This window comes from Nonomuraea sp. NPDC052129 (genome assembly GCF_040680095.1).
In the GTDB taxonomy this organism is placed as follows: domain Bacteria; phylum Actinomycetota; class Actinomycetes; order Streptosporangiales; family Streptosporangiaceae; genus Nonomuraea.
In genome coordinates this window covers 219,178-234,433 of record NZ_JBFAVX010000017.1, presented here as the reverse complement: position 1 = coordinate 234,433, position 15,256 = coordinate 219,178, and the positions used below count along the sequence as shown (strand labels likewise).

15 protein-coding genes, 2 tRNA genes and 1 riboswitch are annotated in these 15,256 nt (G+C 68.8%); of the genes, 10 read left to right on the top strand and 7 right to left on the bottom strand.

All coding sequences use genetic code 11. The features are described from left to right. Positions 1-154: 154 nt before the first annotated feature. Positions 155-231 (bottom strand) — tRNA-Pro (locus AB0L53_RS32935). Positions 232-320: 89 nt separating this feature from the next. Here AB0L53_RS32935 and AB0L53_RS32930 point away from each other — a divergent pair. Beyond that, positions 321-391, top strand: a tRNA-Gly gene (locus tag AB0L53_RS32930). A gap of 152 nt (positions 392-543) precedes the next feature. Here the strand turns inward: AB0L53_RS32930 and AB0L53_RS32925 are convergent. Beyond that, positions 544-1,164 carry a hypothetical protein gene (locus tag AB0L53_RS32925; RefSeq protein ID WP_364002203.1) on the bottom strand — a complete coding sequence of 207 codons (621 nt, stop codon included), beginning with the start codon at positions 1,162-1,164 and terminating at the stop codon, positions 544-546. A 162-nt stretch (positions 1,165-1,326) separates the two neighbouring features. Between AB0L53_RS32925 and AB0L53_RS32920 the strand changes: the two genes are divergently transcribed. The 6 genes from AB0L53_RS32920 to AB0L53_RS32895 all read left to right on the top strand — a co-directional run bounded on the left by AB0L53_RS32920 (position 1,327) and on the right by AB0L53_RS32895 (position 7,152). Further along, complete coding sequence (locus AB0L53_RS32920) at positions 1,327-1,575, top strand: hypothetical protein (protein WP_357953459.1); 249 nt, start codon at positions 1,327-1,329, stop codon at positions 1,573-1,575. Between the two features lie 321 nt (positions 1,576-1,896). Next, positions 1,897-2,532 carry a uridine kinase gene (locus tag AB0L53_RS32915; protein WP_364002200.1) on the top strand — a complete coding sequence of 212 codons (636 nt, stop codon included), beginning with the start codon at positions 1,897-1,899 and terminating at the stop codon, positions 2,530-2,532. Positions 2,533-2,550: 18 nt separating this feature from the next. Further along, entirely contained in the window at positions 2,551-3,870 is a 1,320-nt protein-coding gene (locus AB0L53_RS32910; RefSeq protein WP_364002197.1) for a TrpB-like pyridoxal phosphate-dependent enzyme, read from the top strand. A 255-nt stretch (positions 3,871-4,125) separates the two neighbouring features. Beyond that, complete coding sequence (locus tag AB0L53_RS32905; protein ID WP_364002194.1) at positions 4,126-4,905, top strand: DeoR/GlpR family DNA-binding transcription regulator; 780 nt, start codon at positions 4,126-4,128, stop codon at positions 4,903-4,905. Beyond that, the gene (galT, locus tag AB0L53_RS32900) at positions 4,902-5,972 is read left to right on the top strand and encodes a galactose-1-phosphate uridylyltransferase (protein ID WP_364002191.1); all 1,071 of its coding nucleotides are present in this window, start codon (positions 4,902-4,904) and stop codon (positions 5,970-5,972) included. The genes AB0L53_RS32905 and galT overlap by 4 nt, the downstream gene beginning before the upstream one ends. 69 nt (positions 5,973-6,041) lie before the next feature. Continuing rightward, positions 6,042-6,182: riboswitch (cyclic di-AMP (ydaO/yuaA leader) on the top strand. A 4-nt stretch (positions 6,183-6,186) separates the two neighbouring features. Then, positions 6,187-7,152 carry a hypothetical protein gene (locus AB0L53_RS32895; protein ID WP_364002188.1) on the top strand — a complete coding sequence of 322 codons (966 nt, stop codon included), beginning with the start codon at positions 6,187-6,189 and terminating at the stop codon, positions 7,150-7,152. A gap of 31 nt (positions 7,153-7,183) precedes the next feature. Here the strand turns inward: AB0L53_RS32895 and AB0L53_RS32890 are convergent, their stop codons facing one another. From AB0L53_RS32890 to AB0L53_RS32880, 3 genes are all read right to left on the bottom strand, one after another. Next, complete coding sequence (locus AB0L53_RS32890; RefSeq protein ID WP_364002185.1) at positions 7,184-7,966, bottom strand: MerR family transcriptional regulator; 783 nt, start codon at positions 7,964-7,966, stop codon at positions 7,184-7,186. A 50-nt stretch (positions 7,967-8,016) separates the two neighbouring features. Then, entirely contained in the window at positions 8,017-9,555 is a 1,539-nt protein-coding gene (locus AB0L53_RS32885; protein WP_364002182.1) for a serine hydrolase domain-containing protein, read from the bottom strand. A 212-nt stretch (positions 9,556-9,767) separates the two neighbouring features. Then, positions 9,768-11,072: a site-2 protease family protein gene (locus AB0L53_RS32880; protein WP_364002179.1), complete on the bottom strand. Its 1,305-nt coding sequence runs from the start codon at positions 11,070-11,072 to the stop codon at positions 9,768-9,770. Positions 11,073-11,229: 157 nt separating this feature from the next. Between AB0L53_RS32880 and AB0L53_RS32875 the strand changes: the two genes are divergently transcribed. After that, entirely contained in the window at positions 11,230-11,829 is a 600-nt protein-coding gene (locus AB0L53_RS32875; protein WP_364002176.1) for a response regulator transcription factor, read from the top strand. Positions 11,830-11,964: 135 nt separating this feature from the next. Here AB0L53_RS32875 and AB0L53_RS32870 read toward each other — a convergent pair whose 3' ends face one another. Next, positions 11,965-13,080 carry a PP2C family protein-serine/threonine phosphatase gene (locus tag AB0L53_RS32870; RefSeq protein WP_358556421.1) on the bottom strand — a complete coding sequence of 372 codons (1,116 nt, stop codon included), beginning with the start codon at positions 13,078-13,080 and terminating at the stop codon, positions 11,965-11,967. Between the two features lie 118 nt (positions 13,081-13,198). On the opposite strand from AB0L53_RS32870, the gene AB0L53_RS32865 reads away from it, so the two are divergent. Next, complete coding sequence (locus AB0L53_RS32865; RefSeq protein WP_364002172.1) at positions 13,199-14,425, top strand: GNAT family N-acetyltransferase; 1,227 nt, start codon at positions 13,199-13,201, stop codon at positions 14,423-14,425. 118 nt (positions 14,426-14,543) lie between these two features. Continuing rightward, on the top strand, positions 14,544-14,690 hold the full coding sequence (locus tag AB0L53_RS32860) for a hypothetical protein (protein WP_357953492.1): 147 nt from the start codon (positions 14,544-14,546) through the stop codon (positions 14,688-14,690). Here the strand turns inward: AB0L53_RS32860 and AB0L53_RS32855 are convergent. Further along, a complete protein-coding gene (locus AB0L53_RS32855) occupies positions 14,687-15,154 on the bottom strand; it encodes a ribose-5-phosphate isomerase (RefSeq protein ID WP_358447749.1) in 468 nt (155 codons plus the stop codon). The genes AB0L53_RS32860 and AB0L53_RS32855 overlap by 4 nt on opposite strands. Positions 15,155-15,256 lie beyond the last annotated feature (102 nt).

Here is a 15,256-nt window from a genome sequence, read left to right as displayed (position 1 = left end):
CAACGACGACCGAAGTCGTCTACCGAAAGCAGATCTGTCCTGTGGTCCAGTCGGGGCTGTGGCCATGGATCGCATCTTTGGAACGTTCCATGCGTCATGTCAAGCAGATAGACAAGCAGAGGCCCCTCCCGATCCGGGAGGGGCCTCTTTTGGCTGGTCGGGGCGACAGGATTTGAACCTGCGACTTCTTGCTCCCAAAGCAAGCGCGCTGCCAAGCTGCGCCACGCCCCGTCTCGCCGGGTACGCACACGCTCCGGGACTCCGGTACGCTTACGCCCTGACGACCGGATGAAGTCTAGACCAGACTTCGACCGGTTCGCGCGGACGTAGCTCAATGGTAGAGCCCTAGTCTTCCAAACTAGCTACGCGGGTTCGATTCCCGTCGTCCGCTCTCACGGCGAAAGGCCAGGTCATCCCGTACAGGGAGCCTGGCCTTTGTGATCTTCGCCCTGTTTTGCCTGTTGTATGCCTGATCGCTTGTTCTGCTGGGTGCCGGGTGGCCGGCGTGAGCCTGATCTTGCAGACCCTGGCAGACGGGAGGCGTCAGGCCGGGGGCAGGGACGGGGTGCCGAGCGAGGACCGCGCGAGGCGGTCTTGAACTTGCCGCCGGAGGTGGGCGGGGATGTGGTGGGCGTTCATCGACCGTTGCAACAGAGCAGCATCGAACCCGTGCGTGCTCATGTGGTCGAGGAGCGGATCGTATCGATCAGCCCGGTCTCGTAGGAGCTCCGTGACCAACCGGAGTTCCAGCCGGACTGCCGGCACCTGGTGAGAGCCACAGGTGACTAGGACGTAATGCTGCCATGGGCCGCTGCCCACACATTCCCAACCGTCCGAATCGACTTGCCGCTCGACGGTGCTGAGCTCCACTTCGACGCCATTCACCTCGAACCTGGTGAAGTATTGCGAAGATTCGGGGAACCATGAGGTGGCATATAGGCAGGGGAACGAGGAGAGTGCCGCGGCGAACGTTTCTACGTCTTCTCGGCTGGCGAGCAGGATGTCGATGTCCCCAGCGCGGAGTGGGACGCCTTGCAGGAGTGCGGCGCTTGTGCCGCACACGCGATACGCCGGGTTGGTGTCCGCGGCTCCGAACGCGTCGAGGGCCATGTCTAATGTCGTGGTTATGTCCGTCAGGGTCAGTGATCTTGTTCTGTCGCCCATATAGATCAACGTAGCCATCATGCGAGCGCGGGCGTCAGGCCTCCCGCGTACGCGGTCCACGCCAGACGATCTTGTGGTGGTTTCGGCTGTTATCGCACTTCGTGAGCCAAGCTCGGTTACGCTCTTGATCTCGGTACCGGGCGTGCCCGATAGGGAGGCCGCATGGCGGACAAAGGGATCACGACGATAGGCCGGTGCTACGGCTGCAAGCGCACCTTCGGCTACGACCCGGAACGCGTCACGATGTTCCTGGTCGACCTCGACACCTCAGCTCCCGCAGGTACACAGCGTGAGCCCACGCCGGAAGCCCTGGCTCGGTCGCGGCGGGAACCTGTGTGCCCCGATTGCGTGCGCCGAGGGCGGCACGCCAGGCAGGACGACGGGCCCACGTGGCCACGCGGCACCGCCTGAAGGCCCACGTGGTCAAGCGGCACCGCCTGAGCGGCCCCAGCCACCGCCTGAGCGGCCCCGGCCACCGCCTGAGCGGCCCCGGCCACCGCCTGAGCGGCCCCGGCCACCGCCTGGGCGGTCCCAGGCCCACCTGAGCGGTCCCGCAACCGCCCGGGTGACCCCGGAAACGGCCCCAGCGGTCCCGGCGCCAGCTGAGCGGTCGCGGGACGAGCGCTCAGGCTCGGGTTGCGTCGCGGAGTGAGTGCTCAGGCTCGGGTTGCGTCGCGGAGTGAGTGCTCAGGCTCGGGTTGCGTCGCGGAGTGAGCGCGTAGGCTCGGGTTGATGCGTGCGCGAGCGATCTCCCGAGAGGCCCTGGTCGAGGAGTTGGCCGAGCGGATCGCGGGCCTGCCGCGCGACTCCTACGCGCGGGTCGCCGTCGACGGAGCCCCGCCCGCCCATCCCGAACGGCTGGCGGACGAGCTGGTCGCGCCGCTCAGGACGCGGGGCAGGGCCGTGTTGCGGGTGTCCGCCGCCGATTTCCTGCGGCCCGCGTCCCTCAGGCTCGAGTACGGCCGGACGGACCCCGACGCCTTCTACGACGACTGGCTCGACACCGGGGGGTTGACCCGGGAGGTCCTCGGGCCGCTGGGAGCCCAGGGGACCGGCAAGGTACTGCCGGCGCTCTGGGACAGCCGGGCCGACCGCGCGTACCGCCTGCCGTACCAAACGCTGCCTCAGGGGGCTGTGCTGCTGCTCGACGGGACGCTGCTGCTGGGCCGCGGGCTGCCGTTCGAGGTGAGTGCGCATCTGTGGCTGTCCGAGGGGGCGCTGGGGCGGATGACCGTGGAGGACGAGCGGTGGCGGCTGCCCGCCTACGCACGCTACGAACGGGAGGCTGATCCGCTGCGGGCCGCCGATGTGGCCGTACGCGCGGACCATCCCGGACGAATGGCCATCCTGATTGAGGACGGGCGGTAACCAGCGCACACTGAGGCCATGAGCTCCAGCATTCCCAGTAGCTGGTACAACGTCGTGCCCGATCTGCCGGCGCCGCCGCCTCCGCCGTTGCATCCGGGCACGCGGCAGCCGGTGGGACCTGATGATCTGGCGCCGCTGTTCCCGATGGAGCTGATCGGCCAGGAGGTGAGCACCGAGCGGTACATCGCCATTCCCCAGGAGGTGCTCGATGTCTACCGGCTCTGGCGGCCGACCCCGCTGATCCGGGCGCGTCGGCTGGAGAAGGCGCTCGGCACGCCCGCGCGGATCTACTACAAGTACGAGGGCGTCTCCCCCGCCGGGTCGCACAAGCCGAACACCGCCGTCCCCCAGGCGTACTACAACGCCCGCGAAGGCGTACGACTGCTCACCACGGAGACCGGAGCGGGACAGTGGGGGTCGGCGCTGGCGTTCGCTTGTGCGCAGTTCGATCTGGAGTGCCAGATCTGGATGGTCCGCGCCTCCTACGATCAGAAGCCCTATCGGCGCTCGCTCATGCAGGTGTACGGCGCGACGGTGTACCCCAGCCCCTCGACCGTGACCGGGGCGGGCAGCAAGGTGCTGGCCGACGACCCCGGCTCGCCCGGCAGCCTCGGCATCGCGATCAGCGAGGCGGTCGAGGTGGCCGGCGCGAACCCGGACGCCCGCTACGCGCTCGGTTCGGTACTGAACCACGTGCTCATGCACCAGACCGTCATCGGCGAGGAGGCGCTGGCCCAGCTGGAGGAGATGCCGGACCTGATCATCGGCTGCACCGGAGGCGGCTCGAACTTCGCCGGGCTCACCTTCCCGTTCCTGCGCGAGAAGCTGGCCGGCAACCTCGACGTCACGCTGCGCGCCGTCGAGCCCGAGGCGTGCCCGTCGTTCACGCGGGGCGTCTACGCCTACGACTTCGGCGACGCGGCGGGCTTCACGCCGCTGCTCAAGATGCACACGCTGGGCCACGCGTTCGTGCCCGACCCGATCCACGCGGGCGGGCTGCGTTATCACGGCATGTCGCCGCTGCTGTCGCACATGTACGAGCTGGGCCTGTTCGAGGCGGTGACCAAGTCACAGACCGAGTGCTTCGAGGCTGGTGTGCGCTTCGCCCGTACCGAGGGCATCCTCCCGGCGCCCGAGCCGACGCACGCGCTGGCCGAGACCATCGCCGAGGCACTGCGGTGCAGGGAGAGCGGCGAGGAGAAGGTGATCCTGACCGCGCTGTGCGGGCACGGCCACTTCGATCTGGCCGCCTATGACCGCTACCTGTCGGGGCGCATGGAGGACTACCCGCTCCCGCTGGAGCGCATCGACGAGGCCCTGCACGGTCTCCCGGGCTGAGCCGTCGCACCGGCCGGGGTGAAGGAGCTCACCGCGGCCGGCCGGCCGTCAGTTCGCGTTCGGGCGCTTGCCGTGGTTGGCCTTCTTCTTCTTGCGCGCCTTGGTCTTGCGAGATCGCTTCGCCATGGATACCTCCAGTGATCGGTCCGTTTCCCAACGTCTCGCGCTGTGGTCTACCGCACAACCCGTACGACCTAACATTCCCCAACAAAGTCGTGTCATAATTTGGTGGAATCTGTTGGAAGGAGCGGGGGCGTGCTCGCACAGCAGCGCCAGCAGGCGATTCTCGAACGCGTGCGCAGCAGCGGCGGCGTTCGGGTGGCCGACCTCGTTCGCGAGCTCGGCGTCTCCGACATGACGGTCCGCCGCGACCTCGAAGTGCTAGCCGAGCGCGGGCTGCTGGAGAAGGTGCACGGCGGCGCGACCGCGCTGGGTCCCGGCTCGACCGAGGAGCCGGGCTTCACCGCCAAGTCCGCCCGCCAGCAGCAGGAGAAGGAGGCCATCGCGCGCCGCGCCGCCCAGTTCGTCCGGCCCGGCACCGCGGTCGCCCTGTCGGCCGGGACCACCACCTGGGCCCTGGCCCACCACCTCATCTCGGTGCCCGAGCTCACGGTCATCACCAATTCGATCCCGGTGGCCGACGTCTTCCACCGCAACCCGCGCGCCGACCGCACGGTCGTGCTGACCGGCGGCGTACGCACGCCGTCCGACGCCCTCGTCGGCCCGGTCGCGGTGGCCGCGATCCGGCGGCTGCACGTGGACACGCTGTTCCTCGGCGTGCACGGGATGAGCGTGCGGGCCGGGTTCACCACGCCCAACCTGCTGGAGTCGGAGACCGACAGGGAGCTGGTGCACGCGGCGCACCGGCTGGTCATCCCGGCCGACCACACCAAGTGGAACACGGTCGGCATCAGCACGATCGCCGATCTGACCGAGGCAGACGCGGTCATCAGCGACGCGGGGCTACCCGAGGAAGCACGCATGGAGCTGGGCGAACGCGCCGGCGAACTGATCATCGCGGAGGACTCGCAGTGAAACGCACCATCACCCACCTGGCCGACGGCCGAGAGCTGATCTACTTCGACCGGCGCGACGACGCCGACCGGAGCGCGATCGACCGGCGGGCGCTCGACCCCAGGCCGATGGCGTCGGAGCTGCGCTACGATCCGCTCACCGAGGAGTGGATCGCGATGGCGGGGCACCGCCAGACGCGTACGTTCCTGCCTCCGGCCAACGAGTGCCCGCTGTGCCCGTCGTCCGAGACGAGGGCTTCGGAGATCCCGGCGTACGACTATGACGTGGCGGTGTTCGAGAACCGCTTCCCCTCCTTTTCCGGAAATTTCGGGACTTATGGGGATGTCGGGGGGCTGAGTGAGGTCCGGCCGGGCGTGGGGCGGTGTGAGGTGGTGTGCTTCACCTCTGAGCATTCGTCGTCGTTCTCGCGGCTCTCCGACGAGCAGGTGGGCCTGGTCATGGAGGCGTGGGCCGACCGTACGGCCGAGCTGTCCGCGATCGAGGGTGTCGAGCAGGTGTTCTGCTTCGAGAACCGGGGCGAGGACATCGGCATCACGCTGCCGCACCCGCACGGGCAGATCTACGCCTACCCGTACGTGACCCCGCGGACCAAACTCCAGCTCGGCGCGGCCGCCCGGCATCGGGGCGGCAACCTCTTCGCCGACGTGCTGGCGGCCGAGCGGGCCGCCGGGGTGCGCGTGGTGGCGGCCAACGAGCTGTGGACGGCGTTCGTGCCGGCCGCCGCCCGGTGGCCGTTCGAGGTGCACGTGTATCCGCACCGGCAGGTGCCGGACCTGGCCGCGCTGTCGGAGGAGGAGCGCGCCGCCTTCGCCCCGCTCTACACCTCCGTACTGCGGGCGCTCGACGGGCTGTTCGGCGTCGCCATGCCGTACATCTCAGCCTGGCACCAGGCACCAGTGCGGCAGGATCGTGACCTGGCCTATCTGCACCTGGAGCTGTTCAGCATCAGACGGGCGCCCGGGAAACTCAAGTATCTGGCGGGCTCGGAGTCGGCCATGGGCGCGTTCGTCAACGATGTCCTGCCGGAGGAAGCCGCACGCATGCTTAAATCACAGGTAGATCTCTAATTGGTTGCCGCTTGGAGTCGCATGACCTTGGTTTTACCACTAATATCCCTTTTCAGCGCCGACCGAAACGGTCGGTGCTGGCCTAATCCCGGGTGCGTGGCCCGGGAGCCGGGGACCCATCGCGTCTTGGGGTGAATCCACTCAGGTGGTAAGGCGGCATCTCCCTGCCCGAACCCGTCAGCTAACCCGGCCGGCATAGGGAGAGGAACCCTTCGTGGCGGCTGCGTCCCCCTCGAGTCTCGCCATCGCTCTCATCACCACCGCTTCCATGGCCTTCGGCGCCTTCACGGCCACGCCCGCCGCTGCCGCCCCCAAGCCCAGCGAGGCCCAGCTCCGCGCGGAGCTGAAGCAGCTGGACAAGAAGGTCGACAAGCTCATCGAGACCTACAACCTCAAGCGCGTCGAACTCGCCAAGGCCAAACAGGACTCGGAAACGACCAAGAACCGGCTGGCCACGGCGGAGGCCCAGCTCATCACCGCCCAGAAACGCGTCACCGAGCTCGCGCGCCTGCAGTACCAGAACGGCACCGGCGCGCTGCCGAACCTCACCCTGCCGACCGATGCCTCCAGCGCGGCGTTGCTGGACCACCTCGCGGCCGAGCAACAGGCGATCGTGCAGGGCGTGGCCACCGCCCGGGACGAGAAGAAGGCGGCCGCGGACCAGGCGACCGCCCTCGAGGCGAAGATCCGCGAGGACGCGGCCAACGTGGCCAAGCAGCGCGACGACGCGCAGGACGTCATCAAGGACATCCAGAAGAAGCTGAAGGGCCTCATCCCGTTCGGCCCCGGCCGCCGCTCGGACGGCAGCTGGGCGCCCGAACTGCCCTCAGGCACCGACAACATCACCGCCCGGATGCGGGTGATCCGCGGGCTGATCCAGAAGGACTTCGCGCTGCCGTACGAGGTGGGCTGCTTCCGCTCGGACGGCGGCGGCGGCGAGCACCCGCTGGGGCGCGCGTGCGACTTCATGATGAGCACCGGCGGCAGCATGCCCAGCTCCGCCAATCAGGCACTCGGCGACCGCGTGGCGGCCTGGGCGCTGGAGAACAAGGACAAGCTCGGGGTCAAGTACGTGATCTGGAAGCAGCGCATCAACCAGGGCTCGGGGTGGAGCTCGATGTCCGACCGCGGCAGCATCACCCAGAACCACTTCGACCACGTGCACATCTCGATGTTCTAGAGCTAGGCGCCCGGACCGGGGCACGGCGCGGTCAGTGGGTGCCTGGTCTGGGGATGTGGATGCCGGCGGCGCGGAGCTTGGCCTCGACGAGCGCGATTCCCTGGGCCGCGGCCGATCCCTGCTCTTCGCCGTGGTGGGCGATCAGCTCGTATCGGGTCGCGGCATCCGTGCGGGCTTGCAGGCCGGTCACGATCTGCAGGTGTGCGGGATTGGCGAGGAAGTGGTCGGCCATGGCGGTGGCGAGCTCGGCGATGCGCGGGTCGTCCGGTTCCCAGCCCGCGGCTTCGGCGCCGCGCTTGATCAAAGCGACGAACCGGGTGTCTTCGAGGGCGTCCTCGACATGAGTGAGGTAGTCGTCGAAGCCCTCGGGGACCAGGGCCCTGGCCAGCACCCAGCCCTCCCTCGCGGCCGCCGCCTCCGCCGCGGAGAAGCCCAGGCCGGAAAGCCGCTCCAGCAGCGCCACAGCACGGTCGGGCAGCAGCGCCCGGTCACCATCGGCGAGCCGGCGCAGCGTGTCACGCCGCGCGATCAACTCCGCGATCCGTTCGTCGAGCTGCCGCTCGACGTCGGCGAGCGCGGCGGCGAACCGCGCGGGGTCAGCGTCGATCATTGGCCCGATCTCGGCCAAGGGCACCCCGGCGGCGGCCAGCGTCCGGACCTGCACCAGCCGCAGCAACTCGGCCGATCCGTATCTCCGGTAGCCGGAGCTGTCGCGTTCCGGCTCCTTCACCAGGCCGAGCTTGTGGTAGTGCCGCACCGTCTTCACCGTGACATCGACGAATGCCGCCGCCTGCCCGATCGTGACTCCGTTCATCTGCCAAATCCTGTCAGCTGCAAAATCTGCCTTGTGCTCGAGCTCGGCGACTAAGCCGGAGCGGCCTGCCCACCGCCGAACACCTCGTTGAGCAGCCTTTGCTGAGCGTTCTGGAATGCCGCCGCGATGGACAGGTCGGCGTCGTCCACGCAGTTCAGTGCGGCGACGAGGGTCTTGCTGCCGTCGGGTGTGCTGGACATCAACGCCGCGTGACCCACGGCGGCGCCGTTGTGGGAGATGACCGTACCGGCGTCCGTGGTCACCACGAACACTCCCAGGCCGTAGTCCATGTTCGGGATGCCCGTCGGGCGCGGGGTGCACATCTCGGCCAGCAGCGGGGCCGGCATGAGCTTGCCGCCCAGCAGCGCGGAGATGAACGTGTGGAGGTCCTGGAGGGTCGAGATCATGTCACCGCCGGCGGAGATCCATGAGGGGTTCTGGCGGGTGATGTCGATCGTCTTCTGCTCGCCGGCGTCCTCGTAGCGGTAGTAGGCGTGGGCGTGCGGCGCGGGGATCTCCGGCGAGGCGTCGGGCACCATGGTGCCCGACAGCCCGAGCGGCTCCAGGATCAGCCGCCGCAGCTCCTCGGCGACCGAACGGCCGGTGACCTTCTCGATCAGCAGCCTGGCCAGCACGTAGTTGGTGTTGGAGTAGCTCCAGCCCGAGCCCGGCTTGAACCGCGCCGGCTTGGACAACGCCAGACGTACCAGTTCCTCCGGCCGGTAGGTCTTGAGCCGGTTGTCCACCCACTCCTTGCCCGTGGTGCCGTAGGGGATGGGGATCCCCATGACGACCGTCCCGTCGTCGTAGACCTCGCCGCTGAAGTTGAACACCCCGCTGGTGTGCTGCAACAGCATCCGCACCGTGATCCGCTCGTCCAGCCCGAACTCGGGCAGGTAGTGCGACGCCGAGGTGTCCAGCTCGATCTTGCCCTCGGCCACCAGTTGCAGCACCAGGGTCGCGGTGAAGGTCTTGGTGGTGCTGCCGATCCGGACATGTCCGTTGATCGGCGGTTTGGCGGTCCCGCCCAGCTCGGCCGCCCCGGCGCTGCCGGCCCAGTCGCCCCGCTCATCGTGCACGCGCAGCGACACCCCGACGAATCCGGAATCGACGATCGCCTCGATCGCCTTCCGCAGCTCCGGGCGATCCTGCCTGACAGCCGCACCGTTGTCGGCAGCGGCTACCCTGGCGGCGTCGAGGGCTGCGGTGATCTTGCGGGCCATCTCGGCCGCGGCAGGGCTCGGCTGGTCCTGGTGAATCTGGGCGGTTTCGACAGCGATGAGAACGGTGCCGCGGAAGTTGTCGGCCTCGGCCGGGTCCTGCTTCTTCAACAGGTTCATGGCCGCGGTGAGGGCCGGCAGCACGCGGTCGGCGATCTCGGCCACGGACTTGCCGGCCAGGTCCTTGCCTTTGGGGTAGTCGGCGAGCACGTGCCCGATCAGACCGGTGGCCGAGCCCAGCGCGATGCTGCCGTTGGCGGCGATCTTGTGGGGCTTGCCGGCGGCGCCGGCGGCGGCCATCAGCGATACGGCGCCGTACGCGGCAGTCCTCAGGGTGCTCTTGTCCTGGTCGGAAAGGGTGATCGTCATGGTGGTTCGATCCTTCGAGTGTGTTATGTCCGGGGCGGCGTCGTGCCGCTGCGCCGAGCTTCCACCCTGACCCAAGGTCAACCTCAACTGTGATCTAGCTCACAGCAATGCTGAGGGGGCAGCCCGCCGACCGGTGGGGACGCCGAGATCGACGTGGGGCGGGTGTTCTCGAAGGCGTTGGAGAAGTTCGTGAGGGGGGTGCTCTGCGACGGTCAGCCGGTGAGCGTGAGCGGGTTGATCAGGTCGGCGTAGACGAGCAGGCCGGCCATGATGATCATGACGAAGGCCAGGGCGTAGGTGAGCGGCAGCACCTTGGCGATGTCCACGTACGCGGGCTCGGGACGCCGCGTGACGCGGGCGTAGGCGCGCTTGAGGCCCTCCCAGAGGCCGCCCGCGATGTGGCCGCCGTCGAGCGGCAGCAGCGGGATCAGGTTGAACATGCCGATCGCCAGGTTGAACCCGGCCAGCAGGTTCACCAGGAAAGCGACCTTCTTCTCGCCCGACAGGTCGGAGGAGAGGATCTCGCCGCCCATGCGTCCGGCGCCCACGACGCCGACCGGGCCTTCGGGGTCGCGCTTGTCGCCGGAGAACGCGGCGTGCCACACGCCGACCATCTTCTGCGGCAGGTTCAGCAGAGAGTCGGCCACCCGGCCGGTGAGCTGGCCCATGTAGCCGATCACGACGCCGAGGCTCTGCTGCTCCATGACCTCGGTGGGCATGACGCCGAGGAAGCCGACGTTCTTGTCGATCTTCTTCGGGTCGGTGGGCGACGGCCGGTCCTGGGCGATGAGCGTCACGTTGAGGGTCATCGGCTTGCCGTCGCGGATGATGCCGACGGCGACGGGACCGGCGCCGTGCGAGCGGATCAGGCGGGTTGCGTCGTCCCAGGAGGCGATCTTCTGGCCGCCGAAGGAGACGAGCCGGTCGCCGGGTTTCATGCCGGCCTTGGCGGCGGGCGTCGGCTGGTCGGAGGCGCGGCAGTCGGTGCGCTGCTCGCTGATCGGGATCACGCAGGTGTTGGTCTGCGGGGACACCACCGGGGTCAGCGCGGGCAGGCCGATGCCGACGAGCAGGACCGAGAAGAGGATGAAGGCCAGCACGAAGTTCATGAACGGGCCGCCGGACATGATGATGACCTTCTGCCACCACTTCTTCCGGTAGAAGACCCGCTCCTCGTCGCCCGGCCGCACCTCTTCCTGCGCCGCGTCGCGGGCGGTCTCGATGAGCCCCTGGAACGGGCCGGTGGAGGAACCTCTGAGCTTGGTGGGATCGTCGCCGGGCCGTGGCGGCAGCATGCCGATCATGCGGATGTAGCCACCCAGCGGGATCCACTTGATGCCGTACTCGGTCTCACCTCGCCGGATTGACCAGGCGGTCGAGCCGAAGCCGACCATGTACTGGGGCACCCTGACACCGAAGATCTTGGCGGGCACGAAGTGACCGAGCTCGTGCAACGCGACAGACGCCATCAGCCCGATCAGGAAGACTACGATCCCCGCGAGGTAAAGCCAGTTCATCTAGTCCCGCTCCAGGGCAGACAGAAGGTCCCGACAGCCCCCAGAGTAGTCGAAGTCATCACACCTCGATGGCTTGCGCACCCTTTGCCGCAGCGCCACATTCCGTTGACAGTACGCGGTCGGGCGATCACTCTGGGGGATGACGGAGGTGGGAGCCTTGATCCGGATTCTGGTCGCCGAGCATCTGCCGCTGGTCCGGCGCGGTTTGGTGGCGTCGCTCGACGCGGAGCCCGATCTGCAGGTGGTCGCGGAGGTGGGAGACGCGGACGGTGTCCTGCCCGCAGCGGCCGCGTGCGCGCCCGACACGGCGATCGTCGATCTGGACCTGCCCGGAGGGGGCGGCCTGTTCCCCGCGGCGCGACTGCGCGAGCGGGGCTGTCACGTACTCATCCTGTCGGCGCAGCCCAATCCCGGTCAGGTGCGCAGGGCGTTCGCCACGCACGCGCTCGGGTTCATGAGCCTCGACGTCGCGCCCGAGCAGCTCGCCGAGAGCCTGCGGCTGGTCGCCGCCGGACGCCGAGCGGTCGACTCCGACCTGGCGATCGCCGCCCTCCAGTCGGTCGCCAACCCGCTGACCAGGCGCGAGCTCGACGTGCTGCGGATCGCGGCGGGCGGGGCCCGATCGACGGAGATCGCCGACCAGCTCTTCCTGTCGGTGGGCACCGTACGCAACCATCTGTCACGCATCATGTGCAAGACCGGGGCTCGCAATCGCCTCGACGCGGTACGCATCGCGAGCGACTCAGGCTGGCTCTGAGAGCCGGAGGCGAAGACCGGATCCCGGTGAAGCCGCGCCGCTCCGCCGGGACCCGGAGTGGTGAACCCTTCGAGGATCTCAAGGGCGATCAAGCACTGCCAGTGACCTTGTTCACCCCTTGACCCGTGTGATTCGTCACGGGCGCCAGATGAGCACCAGCGCGCAGTCGTCGTTGTGGCCCGACGCCATGGCGTTGACCAGGGCCCGCGCGCCGTCGCGGAAGCCCGAGGGCAGCAGCCGCTCGGCCTCGCCGAGCAGTTTGTCGAGCCCGGCGTCGATGTCGCGCCCCGGCTGCTCGATCAGCCCGTCGGTGTAGAGCAGCAGCGCGTCGCCCTTGCGCAGGGTGCCGCTGTCGGGCTCGCAGTGCAGGTCGGGGACCACGCCGAGGACGACGCCCTTGGCCGTGGCGACCTGCCAGTTGCCCGTGCCCGCGTCGAACTTGACCACCGGCGGGTGGCCGGCCGAGGTGATCGTGTAGTCGCCCGTCGCCAGGTCGAGGCGTACGTGCACGGCCGTCACGAACCCCTCGTCGCCGCGCTGGCGGTGCAGGTAGGTGTTGCAGGCCGGCAGGAAGTCGACGCCCGAGCCGAGCAGCCCGCCGAACGTGCCGGACAGCAGCAGCGCCCTGGTGCCCGCGTCGACGCCCTTGCCCGACACGTCGACCAGCGCGATCTCCACCTTGTCCTCGTCGCGCATGGAGACCAGGAAGTCGCCGCCGAAGGAGGAGCCGCCGGCCTGCTTGAGCACGACCTTGCCGCCCCAGTCCTTGGGCAGCGCGGGCAGCTCACCCTGGCTCCTGAGCCGGTCGCGCAGCTCCAGCAGCATGGCGTCGCCACGCAGCCCCTGCACGCCGAGCTTGCCCCGGGTGCGGGCCATCAGCAGCGCCAGCACCGTGGTGAAGCCGATCGTCACCATGAGCCCGAGGCCGATCTGGCCGACCCCGAGGGTGCCGGCGATGTAGCCGAGCGAGATGATCACCGCGACGAGCAGCTTGATCAGGCTGTTCAGCCGCAGCTGCAGGCCGCCCACCAGGAGAACGAGGATGAGCAGCGAGGGCGAGAACCACTCGGTCGAGATCTGCGCGGCGAGCAGTCCGATGACGAGCGTGAGCATCGTCAACGTGACCAGCAGGTTGCGGTCTCGGGCCAAGGAGCCCCTCCTGAGGAACCGGACGACGGACACCAGAAACGGCACCCGCACCAGGAGCGCGCGGAGCCGTGGCGGTATCTGCAGCGCCGAACGGGAACTCATGATGCGCCTGACTGTAGCGCTCTGGCCTCCCTTTGGGCAGCCCACTTGACCAAGCCCTTGATCATTAAGCACGTATATTGGGTGGCCCCTCCCCTTTGCCCGCTCCTACCGTGGACGGATGACGTATCCGATCCGTCCGGTGGACGAGGCCGAGTGGCCGAAGTTCGCCGATGTGCTCTCCGAAGGCTTCAACTGGACGCCGCATCCCCAGGAATTCGAACGAGCCAAGGCGCAGACCGAGTTCGATCGGACGCTCGCCGCGTTCGACGGCGATCTCATGGCCGGTGTCACCGCAGTCTTCTCCTTCACCATGACGGTCCCCGGCGCGCAGATCCCCGTCGCGGGAGTGACGGCCGTCAGCGTGCTCCCCTCCCACCGCCGTCGCGGCGTCCTGTCGAGCCTGATGCGCAGGCAGCTGTCCGACGTGCGCGATCGGGGCGAGTCCGTCGCCGCCCTGTACGCCTCGGAGTCCGTCATCTACGGCAGGTTCGGCTACGGCAGGGCGTCGACCGAGATGGGATTCAGCGTCGCGAAGCACGGCTCGGCCTTCGTGGCGAACGCCCCCACGGACCCCGGGCTGCGCCTCAGGGTGGCCAAACCGGCCGAGGCCCGAGCCGAGTTCGAGCGGCTGTTCGCCTCCGTCGTGACCGCCCGTCCTGGGCGCTATATCCGTAACGAGCACTTCTGGGATGGTCTGCTGGCCGACGAGGAGTTCGACCGGCACGGGGACGGGGCGCTCCGCTCGGTGATCGCCGAGGACGACCGGGGCGTACGCGGTTACGCGTTGTTCAGGGTCAAGGCGAGCTGGGACGACAACGGCGTGCCCAACGGCCTGCTGAAGCTGGCGGAGCTGGAGGCGGCCGACCCCGCCGCCCGCGCGCTGCTGTGGCGCAGCGTGCTCGACCGCGACCTGGTCTCCCGGGTGGAGGGCAGCCTGCCGATGGACGACGCGCTCCTCGCGCTCCTCGCCGACCCACGGCAGCTCCGGGCGAGCTGCGCCGACGAGCTGTGGGTACGCCTCGTGGAGGTGGACCGGGCGCTGACCTCGCGGGCGTACTCGTCGGCCGTCGACGTGGTGATCGAGGTCGAGGACGACGTGTGCCCGTGGAACGCCCGTCGCTGGCGGCTGAGCGCCGACACCTCCGGCGCGGAGTGCAAGCCGGTGGAGGACGAGCCCGACATGTCGCTGCGGGTCTCCTCGCTCGGCTCGGCGTACATGGGCGACGGCCTGCTCTCGGCGCAGCTCGGCGCGGGGCTGCTGCGCGAGCACTCGGCGGGCTCTGTACGCAGGCTCGACGCCGCCATGGCGTGGAGCCCGAAGCCATGGGCGGGACTGTCCTTCTGACGCCGTCCCGTCAGACATAGGCCCGTCAGACGCGGTCCCGTCAGACATAGGCCGGTCAGACGGGGTCCCGTCTGACGTAGGCCGCTCAAGCGGGCCTCTCTGACGTAGGCTCGCGGGCATGGCACTGCAGAGCTTGCAGATCACCGCGATCACCGCGATGCGGGCCCGCGACGTGTCGCGGCCCTCGAAGGAGCAGCAGGAGGCCGCCGACAGGCGGCCCCTGCGTGACGAGATGCCCAGACGCGAGCCCAAGCGGCGGGCTTAGGGCAGAGAGGGCAGCTGGCCGATCGTCTCGTAGGTCGCCACCTGCGCGATGCGGCGGGCGTGCCGCTCCGAGCCGGAGAACTGCGTGGCGAGGAAGGTCTCCACGAAGCCGGTCGCCTCGTCGTCGGAGTGCATGCGCGCGCCGATGGAGACGATGTTGGCGTTGTTGTGCTCGCGGGCGAGCCTGGCTGTGTCCTGGCTCCAGGCCAGGGCGGCCCGGATGCCGCGCACCTTGTTGGCGGCCATCTGTTCGCCGTTGCCCGACCCCCCGATGACAACGCCCAGGCTGCCCGGATCGCCGGCGACACCCTCGGCGGCCCGCAGGCAGAACGCCGGATAGTCGTCCTCGGCGTCATAGACGAACGGACCGCAGTCGGTCACCTCGTGCCCGTTGTCCTTGAGCCAGGACACAAGGTGGTTCTTGAACTCATAGCCGGCATGGTCGGCACCGATATAGACACGCACGCGCCCAGTCTTCCACAGCGCCGCGCACGGGCCTCGCACCAGCGCGTCAGCTGGCTAGAGTAAGGACCTCATCGGTTATCCAGTCCTTACGGAAGTAGAGCA

Bases quoted from the DNA above. Each gene is read 5' to 3' on its own strand.
- AB0L53_RS32925 (WP_364002203.1), bottom strand. From the start codon at position 1,164: ATGGGCGACAGAACAAGATCACTGACCCTGACGGACATAACCACGACA.
- AB0L53_RS32920 (WP_357953459.1), top strand. From the start codon at position 1,327: ATGGCGGACAAAGGGATCACGACGATAGGCCGGTGCTACGGCTGCAAG.
- AB0L53_RS32915 (WP_364002200.1), top strand. From the start codon at position 1,897: ATGCGTGCGCGAGCGATCTCCCGAGAGGCCCTGGTCGAGGAGTTGGCC.
- AB0L53_RS32910 (WP_364002197.1), top strand. From the start codon at position 2,551: ATGAGCTCCAGCATTCCCAGTAGCTGGTACAACGTCGTGCCCGATCTG.
- AB0L53_RS32890 (WP_364002185.1), bottom strand. From the start codon at position 7,966: ATGAACGGAGTCACGATCGGGCAGGCGGCGGCATTCGTCGATGTCACG.
- AB0L53_RS32885 (WP_364002182.1), bottom strand. From the start codon at position 9,555: ATGACGATCACCCTTTCCGACCAGGACAAGAGCACCCTGAGGACTGCC.
- AB0L53_RS32880 (WP_364002179.1), bottom strand. From the start codon at position 11,072: ATGAACTGGCTTTACCTCGCGGGGATCGTAGTCTTCCTGATCGGGCTG.
- AB0L53_RS32870 (WP_358556421.1), bottom strand. From the start codon at position 13,080: ATGAGTTCCCGTTCGGCGCTGCAGATACCGCCACGGCTCCGCGCGCTC.
- AB0L53_RS32865 (WP_364002172.1), top strand. From the start codon at position 13,199: ATGACGTATCCGATCCGTCCGGTGGACGAGGCCGAGTGGCCGAAGTTC.
- AB0L53_RS32860 (WP_357953492.1), top strand. From the start codon at position 14,544: ATGGCACTGCAGAGCTTGCAGATCACCGCGATCACCGCGATGCGGGCC.